The sequence below is a fragment of the Bacillus sp. PS217 genome (assembly GCF_037963535.1).
GTDB lineage: Bacteria > Bacillota > Bacilli > Bacillales > Bacillaceae > Bacillus > Bacillus subtilis.
Genome location: NZ_CP150157.1, coordinates 1,404,498 through 1,427,637 on the forward strand (window position 1 = coordinate 1,404,498; position 23,140 = coordinate 1,427,637).

A 23,140-nucleotide genomic window follows, 5' to 3' on the forward strand; every position below is an offset into this window, starting at 1 on the left:
CGATGGTTCAAAACATGACCTATGACGAACTCATTTTACGCATCATTATTTTACTGCGAGACGGGAAAATCAGGGATTTCAGAAGTGTTATTGATGAGCTTCAGCCCTATGACATGGCATTTATTTTTAAAGAAATGCCGGAAAAACACCGCGCCCGCTATTTATCTTATTTAACTGTAGACGATATCACTGATATGATCGGGGAGCTGGAACGCGAATTTCAGCTTGTCGTCTTAAATAAAGTCGGAAAAACAAAAGCAACACTGGCGATGAACAAAATGGACAACGATGACCTCGCTCAATTGCTTGAAGAAATGGACGAAGAACTGAAGGAACAGCTTTTGTCCAGCATGGAAGCGTCAGAGTCAAAAGCTGTACAGCTCTTGATGAATTACCCGGCTGATTCAGCGGGACGCATGATGACAAACCGGTATGTGTGGATTCCTCAGCATTACACGGTAAAAGACGCGGTCGTCAAACTGAAAAGCTTCGCTGAAATAGCTGAATCGATCAACTACTTATATGTTATTAATGAAAGCAAACAGCTGGTTGGGGTTCTTTCCTACCGCGATTTGATTCTGGGTGAACCTGAAGAAAAGGTGCAGGATTTAATGTTTACCCGCGTCATATCAGCAGATGCTCTTCAGGACCAGGAAGAAGTTGCCCGCCTGATAGAACGTTACGATTTTTTGGCAATACCGGTTGTAGAAGAAAACAACGTGCTTGTCGGCATTGTGACGGTCGATGATATTATCGACGTTGTTATTCGGGAAGCTGATGAGGATTACGAAAAATTTGCCGCTTCCGGTAAAGACATCACCTTTGACACAAAAGCTTACGTGGCGGCATACCGGCGTCTGCCATGGCTGATTTTACTCTTGTTTATCGGACTGATTTCAGGAAGCATTATCAGCTATTTTGAAGACGCGCTGAAGCAGGTTGTCGCGCTTGCGTTTTTCATGCCGATGGTGTCAGGGATGACAGGAAATACGGGAACACAATCTCTTGCGGTTGTTATCAGAGGTTTGTCTAAAGAAGAAATGAACAAAAAAACGATTGTGCGCCTGATCTTCCGGGAGTTCAGAACAAGTATTTTTATCGGAGCGGTTTGTTCTGTGCTGATTGCGATTGTTTCTATCATATGGCAGGGGAATGCGCTTTTGGGATTTGTTGTCGCCTCTTCACTGTTCTTAACCTTAATCATCGGCACGATGTCAGGAACGATTATCCCTATTATTTTGCACAAACTGAAAGTAGACCCGGCGATTGCTTCTGGACCGCTGATTACAACGTTAAACGATATTTTATCTTTATTAATCTACTTTGGCATTGCCACTGCATTCATTCACTCATTATAAACGTAAAAAGTCCGTCTCAACTGCGAGCCGGACTTTTATTATTTAACGGTTTTTGTACCGAAAGTGAGCATTAAGCTGCCCCTCCAGCATTTTTTTCCGCACTTGCGGATCGTTTTTTAACATCTGTTCTTTTTTGCGCATATCCTTTAAAATCTCTGCCGTCTGTACGCCGTCTTCACGCTTATTGGCGATATCCATCAGCCGCTCCACATCGGCAAAGGAGTATTTTCTTGTCCCCCTTGAAGAACGCTGCGGGTAAATGAGCTTTCGTTCCTCATAATACCTGATCTGTCTTACGGACAATCCTGTCAATTCACTCACAATTCCGATTGAAATCACTTTTTTGTCTTTATAAGAATGATCTTCTGTGGTCATTTTTCCACCCCTGGATGTCTTTTGATAATAGTATATAAAAAACAAATAGAAAAAACCTGACGCTTGTCATATTTTCTAACATCAAATAGAAGATTTTTGAAAAAATACGGAAGAAAAATTAACAAGAATAATGCGTAACACCCAAGCGCGTTTTATCCTTTATGTAACGAATCAAACGAGGAGGAAGGATAATCATGGAGGAAGAAAAAGCAGTCTCACTGGCAAAAGAAATTATAGAGTTGGATATCAAGCGTGATGAAATGCTGGAGACGTTTATGCAGCTTGCCGGAGAACAGGCTTTTCAATTATTAAGATCGGTTCAAAACGGACAATACCGAAAATCTTCGTAAACATAAATTCTTTACATTAGATTCATACCACGTTCATTTAAAAAGAGTATCTTTTGTATAGGATACCTCAAAATGAAGGAGGACGCTATGAGTAATTTATTGAAATCCGCTTTAGAAAAAGAACGACGCCATTATTCTGAAAAACTCTATCAGATAGGGGTTTATAATAAAGAGGTCATGAACAAAATGACGATTTCTGAGCTTCGGAAAGAATACGCTTATTTCTTTCGAAGCATTACAAATCATAAAAATTATCCTTATACAAGATAATGTATAAGGATTTTTTTGCTTTTAGAAGGAATTTCTCGAATTATAGCGAATACGTATAGTAAGGGACTGAACTCTTATTATATGTAAGGGTTTTCATTATTTTTTTATAAAAATCCTATATACGAGGTAGATATGATGAGATTATCGTTTAACGAAGAAGAAGTTGAGCGTGCGATGAATTTGTACAGAGTTTTTGCAAGGGCTTTCAAAAGTGTGTCCGAACATAGTATCCGTGATAGCAAAGAGCACGGTTTTAATCCCACTGAATTTGCTGTACTGGAGCTCCTGTACACAAGAGGCCCGCAAAAATTACAGCAAATTGGGTCGAGACTTCTGCTTGTAAGCGGAAACGTCACATATGTTATTGACAAACTAGAAAGAAACGGGTTTTTAGTAAGGGAGCAGGACCCGAAAGATAAACGCTCTGTTTACGCACATTTAACTGACAAGGGAAATGAGTATTTGGATAAAATTTATCCGATTCATGCACTGCGTATTGCGAGAGCGTTTTCAGGCCTTTCGCCTGATGAACAGGACCAGCTGATCGTCCTGCTCAAGAAAGCAGGCATACACAGCCAGCATTTGCTGTTTCGTTAACTATTCTACACTCTCTGTTTCAGGAGAGTGTTTTTTTGTTTCCATATGATTCTTTTTAAAACATCTTTAATCTTCCTATCAGACATTTCGCCAAGGTATCCATTGACGTGTTTTTTATACTCCTTCATCTGTTCGTTCGATTGAAAAAATGCCGCGATATACTCTTCTGCTTTCTGCATGTCCCAGTTTCTCATATCTGTGACGAGTTTCCTTTCATGTAGAAGGTTTAAATTCATTTCCTCCTGTCCCGGCAGTGCATGATAAATAAATACCGGAAGCCGTTTCTGTAAGCATTCACTGATGGTCACGCCTCCGGGTTTAGTCATGATGCCTGTCGCCTGTTCGTACAAACGGTTCATCTCTGCTTTGCTGTGAAGATAAGGAATCGCCTCAATCAAGGGGTGGTGTAAACTTTTGACATAGGAGTAGAGCTTTTCGTTTCTGCCGCATAATATTTTGTATAAGATCTTTCCGCCTGGCGACAGTTCCTGCACCCATTTTAAAATCCCACCGACCCCCATACTGCCCCCTGTGATGATGATGGTATATGGCGGGTGGTGCTGCAAGGTATCTGCTGATTCCATTTCAAAATTTTGGTGAACTGGAATGCCGGTCAAGTATATGTTGTTCTGATCGATACCCTCTGATATTAGCTGCTTCTTTACTTCCGTGCTCGGAACAAAATGGTAATCAATGTTCTTCCGTCCCCATAATTGATTCACGAAAAAATCAGTGTATACATTCACAACCGTCAGATTCGGATATTCAGGCTTTAGTCGGTTCAGCAGATAAGAAGGCAGCGCATGTGTGCAGAAGGCGATATCAGGCTGTTTTTCTTGGAGGATGTGCCTCATTTGCTGTGTGAACAGCCATTCGTACATGAAATAGCGTTTGTCATGCTGAAATTCTCCGCAGGCGAGGAGCCTGTAAATGCCGCTGTACGTTTTCGGGAAATATTGAATCCATTTTAAATAAGCCACGGAGGACAATTTTTCTAACCGCCTATACGAATGTGAAAAGATATCAATCTTTTCAGCTGCCAGCCCTTGAGACTCTAATTCAGCCTGCAATGCATCAGCCACATGATGATGGCCGGTGGAAATGCTTAAAAAAGGAAAAATGAGAATGTTTTTCATGACAGTCCTCCTAAAAAAATATGGCAACTATATTTTGAGGAGAACGTTCACAAAATATAAGGGTGTTTTTGATTATGAGGAAGGTGAAGAGATGAAAACCTGTTTCCTTTCCATATGGAGAGTGGTTGATCCGATTTATTTCTTTTTTTCAAGGCTAAGCTTGATTGACAACGATCAAAAAAGCGTTTTTCGAGTCAGGCTGACGAAGTATAAAGGACATCATGTCGTGCTGAGCGATGGAACGCATATAAGAAAAAATGATGTGCTCGTTAAAATTCATCTGCACAATATTAAGCTGATAAGAGAACTGCAAAGCATTGAGAGCGCGGTCAGAAAAGGAATCATTATTTATCAGAAAGTATATCAATCGATGCCGCTTCTTCTTGACTATATCAACAATCATAAAAAAAGCGAGAAAATCAAAGGAATCATTGGGATTACAATGCTTGACAAAGGTGTGGAAAGGCTCGGCTTTGATGTGATCACCCCGGTGAACCCTTTTTACAGATGCTTTAAAAAAGTGTCTCATGTGCCGATTTTATATTTGACTTCAAAGCCTGTGAGCTTGCGGCATTTACCGAATTCATCCTATTTGTTTATCTCAAAAGAAAAGCTGCAGAAAACCTATCAAAAAAAAGACTGATGCCTCGGTCAGCACAGTCTTTTTTGATTAAATCTGATGAAATGTCACTTCAGGGCGGCTTCCGACACGGATATTTACGCCGGTTTGTCCCAAGCCCTCACTGATATAAAATGGTTTATCGTGATGATAATGAAGGCCTTTAATCATGTTCATTCGCACGAGCTTTCCCATTTTTACCAAATGATACGGTTTTGGCCAGTGAATTTGCCCGCCGTGAAAATGCCCTGACAGCAGGTAATCATAATGAACATCTTTCATATCCAGAATAATATTTGGGTCATGTGTTAAGACAAGATGATAGCCATTTTCCAGACTTTGATAAGAGCCGGTGATATTACTCCGATTCGTACTGTAATCATCAATGCCGATAATATTGACTGGCCCTGCAGCCGTCTCGATTCGAACATGTTCATTTTGCAGCGTGATACAGCCGTTTTCCTCTAAAACTCGCTTCAATCTCTGAAAGTCCTCTTCTTTCAATACATAATCGTGGTTACCGAACACCGCGTACATTCCATATGCAGGCTTTAGCTTTTGCAAGGCGTTCAAGTAACCTGCCAGTTTCGGAATATTACGTTTCCGATCAAGAAAATCCCCGGTAAGAGCAATGATGTCCACAGGCTGATCTTTTGTTAAATGATACAGCTCCTCAGGTGAGACTGAAATGTTTTCCAAGTGAAGATCAGATAAATGAAGGATATTTAATTTTTTTCTGGCTGGAAGGCCGTCTTTTTGGTCGATTGAAATGGTGTTGACTTTCACATCTTTTGTATTGCGGTTCGCTTTATATAGAAATGGCACAAATACGGGTATGGCCAATGAAAGTAAGATTGTAAACAAAATATATCCCCTCCCTTCTATCAGTATAGTAAGTGATCAAGCCCTATGGATAGCGGGAATTAATGGGTAGAGACAGGCTGAAAAACGGATTGTCATATGATGAATGATTTGGAAGGGAAAAGGGATAATAAATTTTGACACATGAGGCAGAACATGCCGACGGAGTCAGAATAACAAATGGATGTGTAAGCAATGTTACGATTGATGAGACAACAAAAAAAAGAAACATATTATCTCTGGATCGCATTATTTCTTCTTTTATTGTATGTATCCCCGCTTTTTATTTTAAAGGAAGATGCCCATATCCGGGTCCACGATAATTTAGATTCCAACATCGCTTGGTACAAGGTTCTGGCCGATAGCGGAGAAATCGTCGGCAAGGTTGACGCTGCCATTCCGCAAATCATTAACGGGCTGCCCCGGGATGCCTTTGGCACCGAGTGGAGCGGAATTGTTTGGCTCCATGCTTTCTTTTCTTCCATGACCGCCTATGCAATAAGCCAGACGGTTACAAGAGTTGTCGCTTTTTTTGGAATGTATGTGCTGCTGAAGAAACATATAATCCCGGAACCAAAAGCGGCTTTTATCCGAATTGGCGTATCGCTTGCATTTGCCTTAACACCGTTCTGGCCTTCGGGAATGCTGAGTACGCTTGGGTATCCCTTGGCACTGTGGGCTTTTTTAAATATCCGAAAAGGGGATATCTCATGGAGAGAGTGGCTGACGCTGGGCTTGCTCCCTCTATACTCAAGCTTTGTTCTAGGCTTTTTCTTTTTCCTGGCAGGGATGGCGTGTTTTTGGCTGTATGATGCCATTACAAAAAGAAGATGGAATTTGATGTTCTTAGGCAGTATTGCATTTATGACGAGTATTTATCTTTTCGTTGAATATCGGCTTGTCTATTCGATGCTGTTTGAGCACGCACCGATGCATCGTATCGAATTTATCTCATCTAGGCATGACGTTTGGCATTCTCTTCGGCTTTCCGTAAAAAACTTTGTCTATGGCCATAATCATGTGATGACCGTTCATACCGTTGTCATCCTTCCGATCCTGCTGGTCGTATTTGCTGCTCTGCTGTTCAAACGAAATCGGACAAAGCCAGAAAATGTTTATCTGTTTTTATGTGTGCTTAATTACGGGTTGTCATTATGGTATGCGTTTTGGTTCAACAAAATTTGGGCTGTTCCAAAGCAGAAATTTGCTTTTTTAGCAGAATTTAATTTTGCCCGTTTTCATTTTCTTCGGCCGCTTGTTATATACGTGAGCTTTGCACTTGCTTTATATCTCATTTGGCGGATGGGGAAAGGATGGAAATGGCTTGTGTACGCCGCAGTCGCTGCACAGCTGATGGTGTTGGCGCCTTTTAATGAAGAATATACGTATGGTGTTCATTACAACGCGCCGACATTCAGGGAGTTTTATGCATCAGAGCAATTCAAAGAGATTAAGGAATATATCGGACGTCCGCAAGATTCGTATAGGGTGGCGAGCATCGGACTGCATCCGTCTATCGCCCAATATAACGGGTTTTATACGTTAGATACGTATAACAATCTGTATCCGCTTTCATATAAATATGAATTTAGGAAAATCATTGAAAAAGAGCTGGAAAAAAATTCTCGGCTGAAACAATATTTTGATGAATGGGGCAGCCGCTGCTACCTTTTTGTCGATGAACTCGGTAAACGATATGATTTCAAAAAGAACTCGAAGAAAACGATCAACAACCTTCAATTAAATACAGATGTATTTAAAAAAATGGGTGGACGGTACATTTTTTCTTCAGTTCCGATCATGAATGCTGAACAAAACCATCTCGCGCTCGTAAAGACGTTTGACCATAAAGATTCCGCCTGGCGCATTTATTTATATGAAACAAGATAAGGAGGATATCGATTGAAACAGTCACAGCCAGTATTAACCATCGTCGTCCCGTGTTTCAATGAAGAGGAAGTGTTTCAAGAAACAAGCCGTCAGCTGACAGAGGTTGTAGATGATTTAATTAAAGAAAAATTAATTGCTGAAGACAGTAAAATTCTGTTTGTCGATGATGGCAGCAAAGACCGCACTTGGGCTTTGATTGCTATGGAGAGCATAAGAAACAAGAAGGTTACCGGCTTAAAATTAGCCTGCAATGTCGGCCACCAAAAAGCGCTTTTAGCCGGACTGCATAAAGCGAAGAATAGGTCAGACTGCGTCATTTCGATCGATGCTGATCTTCAGGACGACATCTCTGTGATCCGGGATTTTATGCTGAAATATCATGAGGGCTGCGAGATCGTTTACGGTGTACGCCGGAGCAGAAAAACCGATACCTTTTTCAAGCGCACGACCGCGTTAGGGTTTTATCGTCTCATGAATAAGCTTGGGATTAAATTAATTTATAATCATGCTGATTTTCGTTTAATGAATAAAAGGTCCCTTGAAGAGCTTGAGCGTTATCCGGAAGCGAATCTGTTTTTAAGAGGTATTGTCCCCATGATCGGCTTTAAATCGGCCGAAGTTTTGTATGACCGCAAGGAACGCTTTGCCGGCAAAACGAAATATCCGCTGAAAAAGATGCTATCCTTCGCTTTTAACGGGATTACTTCATTCAGTGTCGCACCAATTCGATTCTTTACGCTTTTAGGGTTTGTTTTGTTTTTCCTCAGCGCTGTGGCAGGGATTGGCGCGTTTATTCAAAAGCTGCTCGGCCATACGAATGCAGGCTGGGCGTCTCTTATCATATCCATTTGGTTTTTGGGCGGGTTGCAATTGATGGGAATTGGCATCATCGGAGAGTATATTGGAACGATTTTTTCTGAAGTGAAAAGACGGCCGAAATACGCGATCGATATTGATTTGTATAATGAGCAGCTGAGCCCGCTCCAGCGCCAGGAAAAAGAGCGGTTAGAAAAAAAGTACAGTTAAACACGGAAAGAGCTGACTTCATTAGTCAGCTCTTTTTCTTCAACTGATGCAATATAGCGCTAAGCGGTTCGTCTTGCGGGTTGCGGTAAAAATCAAAAAATGGGCAGCCCTGCTTCTTAATTCGATCGATGACCGTATCAATTGTAAACAGAGCGGGTGTTAAAGATGATTGCACCTCATGCCAGTAGAGCGGGGCTGCAACAGTCCCAAGCTCATTTCCTCTCGTCGAATAGGGACAGATAATCGTTTTTCCTTCTGCATGCTGCAAATAATCAAGATACAATTTGCCGTGTCTGTTTTTAATCAAGCGTTCAGTGGTAAAGAGCTCGGGAATTGCATTGGTGCAGTACTCTGCGATCAGCTGCGTAAATTGGCGTGTTTCTTCATACGTAAATGCCTCGGGAGACAATGGAATATAAAGCTGGATGCCTTTGTTGCCGGACAGCTTCGGGTACGATGTGATGCCAAAGGAATCCAACAGCCGCTTCAGTTCATTTGCGGCCTGCACGGCCATAAGAAAGTCATCTCGCGAAGGCGGGTCTAAATCAATGACAATCTCAGCCGGACGCCTGCTTTTAATGGTTTGAAAAGGAACGTGAAACTCCAAAGCAAGCTGGTTGCAAAGCCATAGCAATGTAGACATATCCTCACAGACAATATGTTTATGGCTTCCATCATAGAAAGACTGAACAAAATCCGGCGCATAGTCCGGCTTGTTTTTTTGGAAAAATGATTCGCTCCTAGATCCATGCGGATAGCGGATGACGGTGACAGCCCGGTTTTTCAGAAATGGGAGCAGGTAGTCACTGACTTCAATCATATACTGAATAAAATCTTCTTTTGTTTTTTTATTCTTTTCAAATATGATTTTATCCAGGCTTGTGAACTGGAGCTTTGGGTGAACCGGTTTGGAGTGTCGTATGACTTGCGCATACGTGCATTCGGTCCAGTCCATTTGGAATTCGAAACCGATAAACGATACCTCTCTTAATGTGCCTTGGAGAATTGTTAAGTATTGAACAGCTGCACAAATCGAAGGTTCAAGCGTAAATTCGCCTGAGGGTGTTTGATGTCCGTGCTGTTCCATAATCTCGCGTATAGCGCTTTTTTCCTCATCGCGCATTCCGTGCGAGACAGAGGCAATCGGTGTCATTATTCCGTTTTTTAACACAGATACCGTCAGAAACCCGTTGTTAGGGTTGAACCCTGTTATGCAAACATAAGCTTGTTTAAAGTTTTTATATTTGAGCCAATCGGACGACCGCTTCTTTTCAAGCCATTTGCTGTTTGTTTTCTTCGCTACAATTCCTTCTCCGTCATATTTTATTACCATCTCCCAGAGTTGATCAAAATGATCATAACAGGGAATGGATTGAATGGTTTCTTTTGCGTAAGGATCTGGAGATGCAGGAAGCTTTGCTGCGGATATGAGTTCACGCAGAGATTTTTTGCGGTCCAAATACGAAAGAAGCGTTACATCTTCTCCGCTTCGCTCTAACAAATCAAAGGCGAGAAAGCAGCACGGCCGCGCGTTTGCCGATTCCTGAATCTTGTCTGGCCTTTTCAAACGCCCCCGCACTTGAAGGTATTCAAAATCTGCACGACAGGGATTCACCAAACATACGATTTCACCGTCAAGTGTCAGCGGAAGCTCTTTTTCTAGGTGCTGAAAGGCAGTTTTGGCGAATTGTGTGATTTCAGGGAAGGTGCTGCTGAGCTCCACACCATTTCTGCTGGTTAAGGTCACACCTGAAGAATGGATGCGGAGAATACAGCGGTACCCATCATATTTTACTTCGTAACGCCATTCTGCTCCGATTGGCGGTGACGAAGTTAAGACCGGCTGCATGGTAAACGCCATGCGCTATGATGTGCCGGAGGCTTTTTTTCTAGTTGTTTTTTGTTTTTTATCTCCGGCTCCTTTCGGTTCAGCGGCTTGTGCAGGTGCGGCAGCCGGTGTCTCCCGGTTCGGCCTTCTGGTTCTGTCGATGCTGGCTTGCAGAGCGCTTACCAGGTCAATGACATCTTCACGAGGTGGCGCTTTATCAGGAGTGACAGCCGTTTCTTTATTTTCTAGCTTGTCGTTGACTCTTTGCAGCAGCGCCTGTCGGTACGTGTCTTCATATTTCTCAGGCTCAAACTTAGCAGTCAGCTCATCTATTAATGTGATAGCAGTTTGCAGTTCCTTATCGTTTACATTCGATTGATCAGGTACACCTGGGACTTGAGCGGCGCTTCTGACCTCATCGGGATAATGGATAGACTCCATGACGATACAATTTTCATAAACGCGGAGAATCGCCAGCTGCTGCTTTGACCTGATTGTCATATTGGCGATACCGATCTTTCCGGTTGAGCGCAGCGCCTCACGCAGCAGGGTATAGGCCTTCGTCCCATTATCCCCGGGGCCGACAAAGTAGGAGCGGTTAAAATAAATCGGATCAATTTCCTGAAGCTGAACAAAGTCAACAATCTCAACTGCTTTCTCCTCATGCTCCTGTTTTAAGCTTTTTAAATCTTCGTCCGTCAGCACTACATATTTTCCTTTTACATATTCATATCCCTTCACAATTTCATCAGGACTAAGAGTTTTTTCGCAATTTGTGCAAACTTTCTCGTATTTGATTGGTGCGTGATCCTCTTTATGGAGGCTGCGCAGTTTAATATCTTTATCTTCTGTGGCCGCATATAGCTTGATGGGGATGTTTACTAATCCGAAGCTGATCGATCCCTTCCACATTGTATGCATATCGATAAACCCCTTTTTTTCTTTAGTGTGAAGAGAAGGAGTACGATTCATGTGTAGTAACTTATGGGTGAAAAAAAGCCGGCGCTGTTATTGCGACGGCTGTTCAATAATGAATTGTTCGAATTGTTCCGGAGGTATTGGCCTGCTGAAAAAGAAGCCCTGCAAATGGTCGCAGCCTTTTTCAAAAAGAAGCTGCTTTTGAGCTGCATTTTCCACACCTTCGGCAATCACCTGCAAAGACAGCTGATGCCCCATGGCAATAATAGCTCCGGTAATTTGCTCTGATTTAGGATGGGTCTGAATATCGTCAATAAATGATTTGTCAATCTTCAGCCTGTGAATCGGGAAGTCCTTCAAATAGCTAAGGGAGCTGTGACCAGTACCGAAATCGTCAATACTGATTCTGATTCCTAATTCTGTTAGGGATGACAAAACCTTTTTGGAGTGATCGAGATTGTCCATTGTCATGCTTTCCGTCACCTCCACTTCAAGAAGCTGCGGAGGAAGCTGGTATTTATTAAGCGTATCCTTGATGAGGGGAATCAGATCTTTAGATTGAAACTGTCTGGCGGAAATATTAATGGCGACAGAAAGATCATAGCCTTTGTCATGCCAAATCCTTGCCTGCTTGCATGCTTCATCTATAATCCACTTTCCGATATCAATAATAAGTCCCGTTTCTTCTGCAACACCGATGAATTCTCCGGGCGGACGCAGTTGCCCGTCTGGTGTCACAAGGCGTATCAGTGCTTCTGCTCCTGTCATTTTTTGTTTTTTCACACTGAATTGCGGCTGATAATGCAAGACAAATCTATCGTTTTCGATTGCTTCTCTGAGTACCATCTCTTGGTTAAGCTTGACGGTTTCTTTGTTGCCGATTGAAAAAGAATAGTATCTGTATTTGCTTTTGTTTCGTTCTTTAGCCGCATACATTGCCATATCAGCCTTTTTCATCAATTCAAGGCCATCCGTCCCGTCTTTTGGAGATATCGCAATCCCGATACTGACAGATGTGACAAGGGTGTGATCTTGAATTTTGAAAGGTTTTTTGAATTTTTGGATAATTTTTCTTGCTAAAACATCTGCTTCGCCTGTTCCTGTATTGGCGTCTATTAATATAATAATAAATTCATCACCGCCAAGACGGGCGATAAATCCGTTATCAGGGACTACAGATGACAGGCGTTTAGCTGCAAACTGAAGCAATTGATCACCGACATTATGCCCTAATGCATCGTTAATCACTTTAAACCGGTTTAAGTCGAGAAAGAATACAGCGGTGTTATAATGCAAGGAATGCTCGCGATTCAGCACCTTTGTTAGATGAGAGATGGCATGCCTTCTGTTAGGTAAGTCTGTAAGCGAATCATAATGAGCCATTCTATGGATTTCTTTTTCTGCTTTGTACTGCTTCGTCATGTCTTTGCAAATGACATAAATGCTGTCTAGTTCCTGATTGACCTCAACAGGTATAAGCGTAATATTTAAGTGAAACTGGCCTTTTTCAGTGATAAGATCGCTATCGCTGTTCATCGCTTGTTTATCTTTTTTAACTTGCTCAAAAAGGCGCTTAACCTTCAGTGATGTGTAATTCCTCCAGTCATGCATGCTGAAGCCAAATTTGCTGATCATTTCCTCACCAGCGTGATTGGAAGATATTATGTCTCCTTCTAATGATAAAATAAAGATTGCATCAATATTGTGGACGATTAAAGACTGAAATCGCTGTTCGTTATCTTTTATGCGTTCGCTCTGTTTAATAAACTTTCGATCTGCATGGGAACTGAATAACAATAACGTTTGGATACAAAAAATAATTAAAGTAACAAAAATTGACCAATGAAACGTTTGCACCTCCATATGGCTTCCGGGCGGAGCCATGTCCTTATGGAAAGTTGCCGCAAGCATCCCTGTGTAGTGCATGCCCGAAATCCCAATACCCATTACAATTGAACTGACGACTTTATAGAATATAAGATGCTCAGAATGTTTTTTTACGGCCAAGTCAAAGAATATTTTTAACGAGACGAAAGAGGCTGCAATCGCAATGATAATTGAAACTGTAAATAAAATCGGTTCGTAAATAATCATTACCCGGGAAATGGCAGACATTCCGATATAGTGCATAGAAGCAATAGATGCGCCAAGCACAACTGATCCGGTAAGCAGTCTGTAATATGTAAGAATGTGCCGGCTGACAAAATATAATGACACAAATGATCCCGAAACAGATGCGCCAATGGCTGCCATTAAAGGCATGAATTCATATTCCATCGGCATTTCCATATGGACGGCCATCATCCCTACAAAATGCATTGACCAAATACCGAATCCCATAATAAGTGAGCCGCCGATCAGCCAAATTTTACTTTTTAAGCCTGTATTGATGGTGACTTTCCTTGAAAGTTCAAGGGAAATATACGAGGCGGTACAGGCAATTAGAATAGATAAACATATGAGCGTCGTATTATACGTAACGTGTATTTCCAAATGGAGATTCCCCCCGTATCGTGTGTTCCAGTCTTGTTGACTCTCTTTATTATCGGCTGCTTAACCGCAGAGTTTCAGCCTTCAAAACGATAGAAATACGAGGGAGATCTATTTTTAGTTCAACTGACCGTGAAAAATGTGTTAAAATCATCTTGACGTTTTCCGAAAAAACAAAAATGTATGATACATAAACATGAAGCAAGGGAGTTGGTGGCTATCGAAGAGCTGGTTATGTCATGGATAGAAGCATTTAAAAGCTTATCTTATTTTGGAATATTTCTAGCGCTCAGCATTGAGTTTATTCCGGCCGAAGTCGTCTTGCCGCTTGCGGGTTATTGGGTATCTAAAGGCGATATGACACTTGCCGGCGTTGTTTTGGCAGGATCGCTTGGGGGAGTGGCCGGTCCGCTTACGCTGTATTGGATAGGCCGGTACGGAGGAAGGCCGTTTCTTGAACGTTTTGGGAAGTATCTCTTTATTAAACCTGAAGCGCTTGATAAGTCAGATGAATTTTTCAAAAAACATGGGGGCTTTGTCGCGTTCAGCGGCCGTTTCTTGCCTGGCATCAGGACATTGATTTCCATACCGTGCGGAATTGCAAAAATGAATGTTTGGGTGTTTTCGCTTTATACATTCATTGCTATGCTTCCGATTACATTTGTATATGTTTATCTCGGTGTGAAGCTCGGTGAAAATTGGAAGGAAGTCGGCTCTATTCTTGATCAATATATGCTTCCGATCGGGATAGCGATTTTGGCGCTTTTCCTGCTCTACTTACTGATGAAAAAGAGGAAGAAACGCACGCATTCCGAACAATTATCTGTATTTTTGAAAAATAAACGTTGACAAATCATTGCGCTGCGCATATCATTGACGTATAAAATCATATTTCTTGAAATCCCAAAGGGGAGTAGCGTCCGGAATGTATTCCGGAAACAAAGTCGTCATTTCATGGATTGTATCCATCGGCTTTGTTGGCATGCCTGAATTCATGTCTAGCAAGACCTTTGCCTTATGTCGGCAAAGGTCTTTTTTGCATGGTCCGGCCGGCATAAGATCGGATGAAGAGAAAGAAAACAACTTTTTTGGGAGGGTATCATTTATGGATGCAGCATTATTATTAGAGTATGGTTGGGTTCTTCTCGTCTTGATCGGGCTGGAAGGGATTTTAGCCGCCGATAACGCGCTGGTTATGGCGGTAATGGTAAAACATTTGCCGGAGGAAAAAAGAAAAAAAGCGTTATTTTATGGATTGGCAGGGGCTTTTGTTCTGCGATTTGGCTCTTTATTTGCAATTTCTTTCTTGGTCAACGTATGGCAGGTTCAAGCGATTGGCGCGATCTATTTGCTGTATATCTCAGCAAGCCACTTATTGAAAAGATATGTATTTAAGAAAGAAGACACACATAAAGAGACGAAGCAAAGCGGTTTTTGGCCGACTGTTTTAAAAGTTGAACTGGCAGATATCGCGTTTGCTGTTGATTCCATCTTAGCAGCAGTAGCGCTGGCGGTTACACTTCCTGGGACATCACTCCCGCAGATCGGCGGACTTGACGGAGGACAATTTCTCGTCATTTTGGCCGGCGGTATCATCGGACTGGTGATCATGCGGTTTGCGGCTTCCATGTTTGTGAAGTTATTAAAGGAACGTCCAAGCCTAGAAACAGCAGCCTTTGTGATTGTCGGCTGGGTCGGAGTGAAGCTTGCTTTATATACGCTTGCCCATCGCGACATAGCGGTTGTTTCTGAGCACTTTATTCATTCTGGAACATGGAAGCTGATATTCTGGGGTGTCTTAGCAGCAATCGCGGTTTGCGGCTGGTTTATGTCAGGTGGGAAAAAACAGCCGGAGGGCGCACAAAACGAGCAAAAAAACAGCACCCGTGAACGGGCGTAATCTGAAAGACTCTGCTTAAAAGCAGAGTCTTTTTGTGTTTGAAGCGTTTTCATAAGCGAAATAAAATAACATTTTTATAACATCTTTGTTACAAAAAACACGCATTAAACCCCCTTAATTCTTTAGAAAGGCACGAAATCATGTATAGGACGTCAGAATGGTTTGTCATAATTGAGACATTGGAAATCAATATTTCTTTTTCTCCTTTGCGAATCCCTATCAAATTAGCTATCATTAATGAGTAGTTATAGGGAGGAACTGAGGTGAAACCAGTGCTTAGCCTTTTGTTTAAATTGGGAAAAAAGAAGCAAACACTTGAAAAAGCTGTTGAGAGTATACAAAAAGGCAATAAAGATCTGCAAAATGAATTAATACAGCAATATAAGCCATTTATCGCAAAGACGGTTTCATCCGTTTGTAAACGATATATAGATGAAAAAGACGATGAGTTCAGTATTGGACTGATCGCGTTTAATGAAGCTATAGAAAAATATTCACCTGAAAAAGGAAATTCTCTGCTCGCATTTGCTGAGCTTATTATAAAAAGAAAAGTCATTGATTACATTAGAAAAGAAGCCAGAAGCGCACAAAATATAAATATCGATTTACAGGAAGGAGACGATCAGGAGTCATCACAAAGCCTGATTGAAGCCGAGCTTTCCATAGATGAATACCGCCGTCAGATTGAACAGGAGCAGAGGCGGGAGGAAATCCTCTATTTTCAAAAGCAGCTCAAGGATTATGGTTTATCGTTTAAAGAACTGCTTGAAAATTCTCCAAAGCACACGGATGCAAGGCAAAACGCCATAAAGGTGGCAATGACGCTTGTTGAACATGAAGAATTGGCCGCTATCCTGTATACAAAGAAGCAGCTTCCGGTCAAACAGCTGGAACAGCTTGTCTCTGTAAGCCGAAAAACGATTGAGAGAAACAGAAAATATATTATTGCGATGTGTATTATCATTACGGGTGATTATATTTATTTAAAAGATTATCTTAAAGGGGTGCTGCACTCATGAGAAGAGGGATTATAGTAGAGAAAAATAAAAAATTCGTCACGTTGCTGACCCCTGACGGACAATTTTTAAAAGCCAAAAATGATCGACACAGCTATGAAATCGGAGAAGAAATCATGCTTCCGCATGAAACACGCATGGGCAGAAGGGCCAGCTTTTTTGATTTTTTTAAACTGCGCCCTTTCAAAATGGGGATTTTTACGATGACTGCTATTATGCTCTTTATTTTTATAGTTCTCCCCGTTTTTTCTAATAATAAGGCCTATGCGTATATGACAATCGATATCAATCCAAGCGTCGAAATGGCGTTAAACAGCGATTATGAAGTGATTGAACTGACGCCTCTAAACGATGAGGGACAGAAAGTCGTGAATGATATAGATGATTGGGAGAAGACTGATTTTAAAAAGGTGATTGACGATATTATAACCGACTGCAGTGAACACGGGTATGTAAAGAAATCGAAAGAAATATTGATTTCCACTGTTTATGAAAACACAGAAGACAATACATATAAAAAGGCTGTGAAAAAACAGCTGAATGATGTGACTGAAAAATATAAAACGACATACCGCATGGAATCTCTCGAGTCAGATATGCAAACGAGGGAAAAAGCGAAGAAAGAAGGCGTCTCAACAGGCAGCTACATCAAATCAAATGAAAAGAATGACAATAAAGATTTAAAAGATGACTCCAGCAAACCATCCGGGGAAGAGGATCAAAAGAGTGATGAAAATGAGGATGAAAACACCGATCAAACTGACACCCAGGACAGCAAGCAAGGAGATAATGAACAGCTGAATGATGCGGATTCCGGAGACCAGAAAGAAGAGAAAGCGGATGACCAGATTGATGATAGTGACAAAGATAAAAAAATAAAGGAATCAGATGAAAATACAAATACCGAAAAAGATGGGGACCATGAGCAAACCCCAATACAAGATCCTCAAGATAAAGGAAATGAAAATAACGGCGCTGACAAGGGCCAAAGCCAATATCACAGGGACTGGAACAATGGTGAACAAGGCAAGAACCGTTCTTCGTCCAGAAGGGATAACGCTTCAGACCGACGTAATCCAAACGGCTACAGCAGTGATAATCATTCAGCTAAAAATGAAGATTCGCCGAGTGCCCCCGGCGAATAAAGACCTGAATTTATTTAGTTGTGCCATTTAATTGTGATTGTGCTTGCTGTACCAGCCGCTTTGTCATTTCTCCGCCTACAGAGCCGTTAGCGCGTGCGACTGTATCAGAACCAAGGTTCACACCGAATTCTTGAGCCACTTCGAGTTTAAATTGGTCTAGTGCCTGCTCCACCCCTGGAACAACGAGTTTATTTCTGCTCGCCATCTTTTTCATCTCCTTTTTCGATAAAGAAATTCTTAACGCGTATTTAGTTTGAAATATACGGGGTTTATTTATGCTGGCAATTGTTGTGGAGAAAAATAAAACCCCGGCCTCTGAGCCGGGGTGGCGCAGACTATAGAATGTCTGCTGTCATTTTATGTGCGGTTGCCTGAATATGGAATGTCAAAATGGAGAGGACTGTAATGGCGATAATCTGTCTGATTTTAAGCCATTGGCTGTCATTCAGTTCTTCAAAACGGTGACGGAGACGCTCTGTCTCCTGTTCGGCGATCTCCTGCAGATTTGATTCTTTCATAGAAGGAGTATCTTGGTGATGGATGGCATCAAGCACATATGCGCAGCTTTCATAATAAGCAATCGGGCTGATGACATCATCAGATCTGTCTGAGATTGTGTTAAAGGCCACTTTTAAAATAGCCCGTATGTGTTCAAAGTCATAAATGGATTTTAAATCACGTACAATTAAAAGAATAACTGCCTGTTCAATTGAGTATTTTTTGCCCAGCTCAGGGTGTCCGATCAGATCTTTGATATCACGCTTTACCCAGTTTTGAATCGCGGTTGACTTTAACGAAGTCAGCTCGCATAAGTTGCCAAGCTCTACGATTTCATTTGTAGACAGACCGTATTCTTTTTTCTGTTTTTTTCGTTCGTATCTTGTAAGAAATTCAGGAATTTCTAGATGATTGGCTGCTTTTTCTGCTGACATGTTCGCTGATTGGACGAGAATGTCGAGCGGGCTATGTTCTCCTTGTCCTTTTAGGGAATAGAGCAGCCGCACCATATCGGTTCGAGAGAGTTTAAAAATGTTCATTGTTCACCTCTTTAAACAATTTGACGCGGATATAGGTCTATGTATAAGTTTAAAATTCAAGCGTCAGCAAATTACATTAACATCATACGTCGAATTCCTTGCATTTTCAAATGGATGTTTTATAATTTAAATATACAGGTTCTTTTGAACTTAAAATAACGGAGGTTGTTATGGCGAAAAGAATTTTTCTGTTTATTCTAACGAATATTTTGGTGCTTACAACAATCGGGATCGTTTTGTCTGTTTTAAGCTCTGTTACAGGAGTCGGGACGTACTTTACAGCTGATGGCGGTATCGATCCAATGGCGCTTCTTGTGTTCAGTTTAGTCGTTGGATTTGTCGGTTCCTTTACGTCTCTTGCGATGTCCAGATGGATGGCAAAGACGATGATGGGTGTCAGAGTGCTGAATCCGAAAAAACACTCGCTCAGCTATGAGGAACAGCAATTGGTTGATCGTGTTCACAGATTAAGCCGCTCTGCCGGTTTAACGAAAATGCCGGAAGTCGGGATTTACCGTTCACCTGAAGTAAACGCGTTTGCGACTGGACCGTCAAAACGCCGTTCACTTGTCGCAGTATCGTCAGGGCTGCTGGAGCAGATGGATGACGCAGCGGTTGAAGGTGTGCTTGCCCACGAGGTCGCGCATATCACAAATGGTGATATGGTAACAATGACGCTTTTACAAGGTATCGTTAATACCTTTGTCGTCTTTTTATCGCGTATCGCCGCTTGGATAGCAAGCCGTTTTGTCAAAGAAGATCTAGCGCCGATCGTTCATTTTATTGCAATGATTATTTTTCAGATTGTCTTTTCGATACTTGGCAGCCTGGTTGTGTTTGCGTATTCACGCCATCGTGAATTCCATGCTGACAGGGGAGGAGCGGATCTTGCCGGCAAGGACAAGATGATTCATGCGCTGCGGACGCTTAAAAGCTATTCTTCCCGGATTATGGAAGACGATCAGACAGCTGTCCAAACGTTAAAGATTAATGGCAAGAAGCGCTCTTCGCTTTTCTCTACTCACCCTGATTTAGATGAGCGAATCAGACGGCTGGAAGCTAAATAATACAAACACATTGTTCCTCTGAGAGAATTCTCAGAGGTTTTTTATTTTATCCATTGACTAAAATCATAAAAAAATAAGCAAGTTAAGAAAATGTTTCGTAAAAGCCTTTAAAAATGGACCTAATATCTTTAGAATAATTACCGTACTTAAAAAGAGAGGCAGAAGGATTTTACATGAGATTAAAGTTTGGAAAATTGATACAGGCCTTGTCACCGGCCCAGCTGATCGCATTATATTATTTTCTTGCAGTTACTGTGGCCGTTATATTGCTGAGTTTGCCAGCGGCCCATAAACCGGGGGCGGATTGGACGTTTATTGATGCGCTTTTTACAGCTGTCAGTTCAGTCAGTGTAACGGGACTGACAGTTGTTGATACAGCTGATACATTCAGCACAATAGGGATTTTTATATTAGCATTTGTTCTGCAATTTGGCGGAATCGGAATTATGACGCTCGGAACGTTCATTTGGCTGATCATGGGAAAACGAATCGGGCTGAAAGAACGGAAGCTGATTATGGTTGATCAAAACCAATCCCAGTTTTCAGGAATTGTCAATCTGATGAAGCAGGTACTGTTTCTGATCTTGTGGATTGAATTTTTTGGCGGGCTGATACTCGGCACATATTTCTTAACCTACTATGACTCCTATCAGGAAGCCTATTTACACGGATTTTTTGCCAGTATCAGTGCAACGACAAACGGCGGATTTGATATTACCGGTAATTCGATGATTCCATTTCGCCACGATTACTTTGTGCAGTTTATTACAATGCTTTTAATTATATTTGGAGCGATTGGATTTCCCGTGCTTGTTGAAGTAAAGGATTTCCTGTTTTCAAAGCATCGGCGTTATCCATTTACGCTTTTTACAAAGATCACGACGATTACGTTCGGCTCACTTGTCTTGTTTGGAGCCATTGGCATCTTTGCCCTGGAAGCAAACCATGCGTTCGCAGGAAAATCATGGCATGATGTTTTGTTTTTGTCCCTGTTTCAATCAACGGCAACCCGAAGCGGGGGGCTGGCAACAATCGATATCAGCCAATTATCAGATTCCACACTCTTTTTTATTTGTGCGCTAATGTTTATTGGAGCGTCGCCAAGCTCAGTCGGGGGAGGCATACGGACAACGACTTTTGCTTTGAACCTTCTTGCGCTGTTTCATTTTGCCCGCGGCAATAAGGCCGTAAAGGTATTCAAACGGGAGCTTCACCCTGCTGACTTGATGAAGTCGCTTGTTGTCACGATGATGGCGATCCTGCTCGTTTTTGGCGCGACACTCATTCTGACCATTACAGAAAAGCATTCCCTGCTGGAGCTTTTGTTTGAAGTGTGCTCGGCATTCGGTACAACCGGCCTGTCGCTTGGAATTACGGCAGATTTGAGCAGTGTTGGAAAATGCGTCATTATGATTGTCATGTTTATCGGGCGAATCGGCATCCTGACCTTCCTGTATCTGATCGGAAGAAAGGAAATTGAAGCGAATTATCACTATCCGAAAGAAAGAGTGATTATCGGATAGGCAAAACACCGCATACTTTGCGGTGTTTTTTGATTGCCAAAAAAAAGATGTGTGCCTCCTGTTCAGTTGGAGAACCTAACTTCGACAGGTGCAATTTACGCTCCTGGATCTTAAAATGTCTGAAAATTGGCGAGGAGGATTCGTATGAAGCGTAAAGCTGAAGTGAATGAAGCCATTAAAAATAACAATACACCTACCGAGAGTATGGACCCCAATTCATATAAGACACAATATCATGACGACCCCAATTTTAGAGGGGCAAACCGCAATTCCAAACAGGGCCAGCAGGGAGGCATGTAATTGTGAAGAAAAACCGTCATAGCAGAGACATGCAAAATCATAAAAAGCCTATGAATAAAAAGGTGCTGGAGGAAGAATTCTCAAGTGAACTTGGGGATTACAATGCCGGAAAGATCATCGAAACGCTGGAAGTCACCAAGCCTGAAAAGAAAAAAGAAAAAAACAAAAAACAACAATAAAAAAGACCTCTTAGGCGGCGTCCGCTTAAGAGGTGCTTTTTCTATTTTAAATAAGCATTTTTGCCCGTTCCTCTGACAAATTGCAATAAGCTGGTCATCCTCAGCTCAATGAAGGGCTGAGCGACTGTCTTAACAAAGTTGCTGGAGAGGACTGATGTCAGGGCTGCTGTTAAAAGCAAGAGGATCACTAAGCTTTGATAGTCAGTAAGCCAATCCTCAAGCCCGACCTGCCGTAATGTTTTAATAATAAACCCGTGAAGCAGATACACGTAAAATGTCCGGGTTCCCCATCTGGTAAAGAAATACCGTTTTTGCGGAACAAGCGCTAAAAAGCTGAAGGTTGCCGCAAAGGCGAGTACATACCAGCCGATTCGGGATAGTCCGCTTACCAGGGTAACGTCTCCAAATGAAGAATACGGTTTTGAACCAAACAGAAAAGAATAGTCAAAATCGATGCCCCAGCAGATGACGAATACTGCGGCAAGCACTCCGAGCGCAATTTGTTTGCCGCGTTTTGATCTCAATAAATCAAAATGATGTTTATTTAAATAAAAACCGACAAGGAACATCGGTAAGAATACGAATGTCCGTGACAAGCTCAGCGTGCTGCTGACAAAGTCCAGATAACCGATCAGCACGGCGATTCCGCAGCTGACAAACAGCGCCCACTGTTTTGAAAGCTTTGAAAAAGGATATAGGAGCAGGTTCCAAAAGAATAAGCTTACAAGAAACCATAACGACCATTGCGGATCAATCGGGTTCACATTTGCTATGCTTTCATCTTGCATAATGTAATAAAAGACGGAATAAATGATTTGGAAAATCAAATACGGAATAATCAGCTTGACCGCCAGCTTTTTTACATATCCCGCCCGTTTAAAGCCTTTCGCGAAATAACCGGATACAAGAATAAATGCAGGCATATGGAATGTGTAAATGAACTTGTAGAGGTAGAGCATAAAATGATTATCATTAATAAAGGAACGAAGGATATGACCGAATACAACAAGGAATATCAATAAAAATTTTGCGTTATCGAAATAACTGTCCCGCGACTTACTCATAGCATCACCTTCTCTTTCATCAGTCACTAAGAGATTATTCCCTGCTGGTACATATTTTAAAATAAAAGATGAAAAAGGAATCTAAAAAAATGCTGATTGTTAGGTCGATGTAAAGTGATGGTAAGGATCGTAGAAAATGTCTTCGTAATGTAATGGCGCTGAAATTTTCTGAAATTTATAGGGCAAATGAA

The 23,140-nt window shown here is 41.7% G+C and carries 24 protein-coding genes; 15 read left to right on the forward strand and 9 right to left on the reverse strand.

Going from position 1 to position 23,140, the window contains the following annotated elements:
- Window positions 1–2 precede the first annotated feature (2 nt).
- Window positions 3–1,358, forward strand: coding sequence for a magnesium transporter (mgtE, locus tag NSQ83_RS07425; RefSeq protein WP_003232543.1), 1,356 nt, complete (start codon window positions 3–5; stop codon window positions 1,356–1,358).
- 42 nt (window positions 1,359–1,400) lie between these two features.
- Here the strand turns inward: mgtE and tnrA are convergent, their stop codons facing one another.
- Window positions 1,401–1,733 (reverse strand): MerR family transcriptional regulator TnrA, encoded by a 333-nt coding sequence (gene tnrA / locus NSQ83_RS07430; protein WP_003232541.1) that lies wholly within the window; start codon window positions 1,731–1,733, stop codon window positions 1,401–1,403.
- Window positions 1,734–1,927: 194 nt separating this feature from the next.
- On the opposite strand from tnrA, the gene NSQ83_RS07435 reads away from it, so the two are divergent.
- From NSQ83_RS07435 to NSQ83_RS07445, 3 genes are all read left to right on the forward strand, one after another.
- On the forward strand, window positions 1,928–2,083 hold the full coding sequence (locus NSQ83_RS07435; RefSeq protein WP_003232538.1) for a hypothetical protein: 156 nt from the start codon (window positions 1,928–1,930) through the stop codon (window positions 2,081–2,083).
- Window positions 2,084–2,170: 87 nt separating this feature from the next.
- Window positions 2,171–2,353 (forward strand): stress response protein YkoL, encoded by a 183-nt coding sequence (ykoL, locus tag NSQ83_RS07440; RefSeq protein ID WP_003245766.1) that lies wholly within the window; start codon window positions 2,171–2,173, stop codon window positions 2,351–2,353.
- A gap of 132 nt (window positions 2,354–2,485) precedes the next feature.
- On the forward strand, window positions 2,486–2,950 hold the full coding sequence (locus tag NSQ83_RS07445) for a MarR family transcriptional regulator (protein ID WP_003232536.1): 465 nt from the start codon (window positions 2,486–2,488) through the stop codon (window positions 2,948–2,950).
- A gap of 5 nt (window positions 2,951–2,955) precedes the next feature.
- On the opposite strand, the gene NSQ83_RS07450 is transcribed toward NSQ83_RS07445, so the two are convergent.
- Window positions 2,956–4,086, reverse strand: a complete 1,131-nt coding sequence (locus tag NSQ83_RS07450; protein WP_204551492.1) for a glycosyltransferase — start codon at window positions 4,084–4,086, stop codon at window positions 2,956–2,958.
- 91 nt (window positions 4,087–4,177) lie between these two features.
- Between NSQ83_RS07450 and NSQ83_RS07455 the strand changes: the two genes are divergently transcribed.
- A complete protein-coding gene (locus NSQ83_RS07455) occupies window positions 4,178–4,729 on the forward strand; it encodes a hypothetical protein (protein WP_003245777.1) in 552 nt (183 codons plus the stop codon).
- A gap of 27 nt (window positions 4,730–4,756) precedes the next feature.
- Here NSQ83_RS07455 and NSQ83_RS07460 read toward each other — a convergent pair whose 3' ends face one another.
- On the reverse strand, window positions 4,757–5,569 hold the full coding sequence (locus tag NSQ83_RS07460; protein WP_198878730.1) for a metallophosphoesterase: 813 nt from the start codon (window positions 5,567–5,569) through the stop codon (window positions 4,757–4,759).
- Between the two features lie 192 nt (window positions 5,570–5,761).
- Between NSQ83_RS07460 and NSQ83_RS07465 the strand changes: the two genes are divergently transcribed.
- Together NSQ83_RS07465 and NSQ83_RS07470 are read left to right on the forward strand one after the other, a co-directional pair.
- Window positions 5,762–7,456: a DUF6044 family protein gene (locus NSQ83_RS07465; protein ID WP_015715772.1), complete on the forward strand. Its 1,695-nt coding sequence runs from the start codon at window positions 5,762–5,764 to the stop codon at window positions 7,454–7,456.
- A 12-nt stretch (window positions 7,457–7,468) separates the two neighbouring features.
- Window positions 7,469–8,482, forward strand: a complete 1,014-nt coding sequence (locus NSQ83_RS07470) for a glycosyltransferase family 2 protein (RefSeq protein ID WP_339239125.1) — start codon at window positions 7,469–7,471, stop codon at window positions 8,480–8,482.
- A 25-nt stretch (window positions 8,483–8,507) separates the two neighbouring features.
- Here NSQ83_RS07470 and NSQ83_RS07475 read toward each other — a convergent pair whose 3' ends face one another.
- From NSQ83_RS07475 to NSQ83_RS07485, 3 genes are read right to left on the reverse strand one after another with little or no spacing between them, the layout of a single operon-like run.
- Window positions 8,508–10,343 carry a DNA ligase D gene (locus tag NSQ83_RS07475; RefSeq protein ID WP_198878731.1) on the reverse strand — a complete coding sequence of 612 codons (1,836 nt, stop codon included), beginning with the start codon at window positions 10,341–10,343 and terminating at the stop codon, window positions 8,508–8,510.
- A gap of 3 nt (window positions 10,344–10,346) precedes the next feature.
- Complete coding sequence (locus NSQ83_RS07480) at window positions 10,347–11,282, reverse strand: Ku protein (RefSeq protein ID WP_010886496.1); 936 nt, start codon at window positions 11,280–11,282, stop codon at window positions 10,347–10,349.
- Window positions 11,283–11,318: 36 nt separating this feature from the next.
- Complete coding sequence (locus tag NSQ83_RS07485) at window positions 11,319–13,721, reverse strand: bifunctional diguanylate cyclase/phosphodiesterase (protein ID WP_198878732.1); 2,403 nt, start codon at window positions 13,719–13,721, stop codon at window positions 11,319–11,321.
- Window positions 13,722–13,901: 180 nt separating this feature from the next.
- Here NSQ83_RS07485 and NSQ83_RS07490 point away from each other — a divergent pair, with 180 nt between their 5' ends.
- The 4 genes from NSQ83_RS07490 to rsgI all read left to right on the forward strand — a co-directional run bounded on the left by NSQ83_RS07490 (window position 13,902) and on the right by rsgI (window position 17,779).
- The gene (locus NSQ83_RS07490) at window positions 13,902–14,567 is read left to right on the forward strand and encodes a DedA family protein (RefSeq protein ID WP_198878733.1); all 666 of its coding nucleotides are present in this window, start codon (window positions 13,902–13,904) and stop codon (window positions 14,565–14,567) included.
- 76 nt (window positions 14,568–14,643) lie between these two features.
- Entirely contained in the window at window positions 14,644–15,618 is a 975-nt protein-coding gene (locus NSQ83_RS07495) for a TerC family protein (RefSeq protein WP_106073873.1), read from the forward strand.
- A gap of 263 nt (window positions 15,619–15,881) precedes the next feature.
- Window positions 15,882–16,637, forward strand: a complete 756-nt coding sequence (sigI, locus tag NSQ83_RS07500; RefSeq protein ID WP_003245855.1) for an RNA polymerase sigma factor SigI — start codon at window positions 15,882–15,884, stop codon at window positions 16,635–16,637.
- On the forward strand, window positions 16,634–17,779 hold the full coding sequence (rsgI, locus tag NSQ83_RS07505) for an anti-sigma-I factor RsgI (protein ID WP_080529249.1): 1,146 nt from the start codon (window positions 16,634–16,636) through the stop codon (window positions 17,777–17,779). Before sigI ends, rsgI begins: the two co-directional genes overlap by 4 nt.
- Before the next feature lie 10 nt (window positions 17,780–17,789).
- Here the strand turns inward: rsgI and sspD are convergent, their stop codons facing one another.
- Window positions 17,790–17,984: an acid-soluble spore protein SspD gene (sspD, locus tag NSQ83_RS07510; RefSeq protein WP_003218568.1), complete on the reverse strand. Its 195-nt coding sequence runs from the start codon at window positions 17,982–17,984 to the stop codon at window positions 17,790–17,792.
- Window positions 17,985–18,114: 130 nt separating this feature from the next.
- Window positions 18,115–18,816 (reverse strand): transcriptional regulator HtpK, encoded by a 702-nt coding sequence (htpK, locus tag NSQ83_RS07515; protein ID WP_003245220.1) that lies wholly within the window; start codon window positions 18,814–18,816, stop codon window positions 18,115–18,117.
- 170 nt (window positions 18,817–18,986) lie between these two features.
- On the opposite strand from htpK, the gene htpX reads away from it, so the two are divergent.
- The 4 genes from htpX (at window position 18,987) to NSQ83_RS07535 (ending at window position 21,885) form a co-directional block, all read left to right on the forward strand.
- The gene (gene htpX, locus NSQ83_RS07520) at window positions 18,987–19,883 is read left to right on the forward strand and encodes a protease HtpX (protein ID WP_003232513.1); all 897 of its coding nucleotides are present in this window, start codon (window positions 18,987–18,989) and stop codon (window positions 19,881–19,883) included.
- A 173-nt stretch (window positions 19,884–20,056) separates the two neighbouring features.
- A complete protein-coding gene (gene ktrD / locus NSQ83_RS07525) occupies window positions 20,057–21,406 on the forward strand; it encodes a Ktr system potassium transporter KtrD (RefSeq protein WP_032725587.1) in 1,350 nt (449 codons plus the stop codon).
- 144 nt (window positions 21,407–21,550) lie between these two features.
- The gene (locus tag NSQ83_RS07530) at window positions 21,551–21,706 is read left to right on the forward strand and encodes a hypothetical protein (RefSeq protein ID WP_003232510.1); all 156 of its coding nucleotides are present in this window, start codon (window positions 21,551–21,553) and stop codon (window positions 21,704–21,706) included.
- Window positions 21,707–21,708: 2 nt separating this feature from the next.
- Window positions 21,709–21,885 (forward strand): hypothetical protein, encoded by a 177-nt coding sequence (locus NSQ83_RS07535; protein ID WP_003245411.1) that lies wholly within the window; start codon window positions 21,709–21,711, stop codon window positions 21,883–21,885.
- 41 nt (window positions 21,886–21,926) lie between these two features.
- Here NSQ83_RS07535 and NSQ83_RS07540 read toward each other — a convergent pair whose 3' ends face one another.
- Window positions 21,927–22,949, reverse strand: a complete 1,023-nt coding sequence (locus NSQ83_RS07540) for an acyltransferase family protein (protein WP_038428869.1) — start codon at window positions 22,947–22,949, stop codon at window positions 21,927–21,929.
- Window positions 22,950–23,140 lie beyond the last annotated feature (191 nt).

Bases quoted from the DNA above. Each gene is read 5' to 3' on its own strand.
- mgtE (WP_003232543.1), top strand. From the start codon at position 3: ATGGTTCAAAACATGACCTATGACGAACTCATTTTACGCATCATTATT.
- tnrA (WP_003232541.1), bottom strand. From the start codon at position 1,733: ATGACCACAGAAGATCATTCTTATAAAGACAAAAAAGTGATTTCAATC.
- NSQ83_RS07435 (WP_003232538.1), top strand. From the start codon at position 1,928: ATGGAGGAAGAAAAAGCAGTCTCACTGGCAAAAGAAATTATAGAGTTG.
- ykoL (WP_003245766.1), top strand. From the start codon at position 2,171: ATGAGTAATTTATTGAAATCCGCTTTAGAAAAAGAACGACGCCATTAT.
- NSQ83_RS07445 (WP_003232536.1), top strand. From the start codon at position 2,486: ATGATGAGATTATCGTTTAACGAAGAAGAAGTTGAGCGTGCGATGAAT.
- NSQ83_RS07450 (WP_204551492.1), bottom strand. From the start codon at position 4,086: ATGAAAAACATTCTCATTTTTCCTTTTTTAAGCATTTCCACCGGCCAT.
- NSQ83_RS07455 (WP_003245777.1), top strand. From the start codon at position 4,178: ATGAAAACCTGTTTCCTTTCCATATGGAGAGTGGTTGATCCGATTTAT.
- NSQ83_RS07465 (WP_015715772.1), top strand. From the start codon at position 5,762: ATGTTACGATTGATGAGACAACAAAAAAAAGAAACATATTATCTCTGG.
- NSQ83_RS07475 (WP_198878731.1), bottom strand. From the start codon at position 10,343: ATGGCGTTTACCATGCAGCCGGTCTTAACTTCGTCACCGCCAATCGGA.
- NSQ83_RS07480 (WP_010886496.1), bottom strand. From the start codon at position 11,282: ATGAATCGTACTCCTTCTCTTCACACTAAAGAAAAAAAGGGGTTTATC.
- NSQ83_RS07490 (WP_198878733.1), top strand. From the start codon at position 13,902: ATGATACATAAACATGAAGCAAGGGAGTTGGTGGCTATCGAAGAGCTG.
- NSQ83_RS07495 (WP_106073873.1), top strand. From the start codon at position 14,644: ATGTATTCCGGAAACAAAGTCGTCATTTCATGGATTGTATCCATCGGC.
- rsgI (WP_080529249.1), top strand. From the start codon at position 16,634: ATGAGAAGAGGGATTATAGTAGAGAAAAATAAAAAATTCGTCACGTTG.
- sspD (WP_003218568.1), bottom strand. From the start codon at position 17,984: ATGGCGAGCAGAAATAAACTCGTTGTTCCAGGGGTGGAGCAGGCACTA.
- htpK (WP_003245220.1), bottom strand. From the start codon at position 18,816: ATGAACATTTTTAAACTCTCTCGAACCGATATGGTGCGGCTGCTCTAT.
- htpX (WP_003232513.1), top strand. From the start codon at position 18,987: ATGGCGAAAAGAATTTTTCTGTTTATTCTAACGAATATTTTGGTGCTT.
- ktrD (WP_032725587.1), top strand. From the start codon at position 20,057: ATGAGATTAAAGTTTGGAAAATTGATACAGGCCTTGTCACCGGCCCAG.
- NSQ83_RS07530 (WP_003232510.1), top strand. From the start codon at position 21,551: ATGAAGCGTAAAGCTGAAGTGAATGAAGCCATTAAAAATAACAATACA.
- NSQ83_RS07540 (WP_038428869.1), bottom strand. From the start codon at position 22,949: ATGAGTAAGTCGCGGGACAGTTATTTCGATAACGCAAAATTTTTATTG.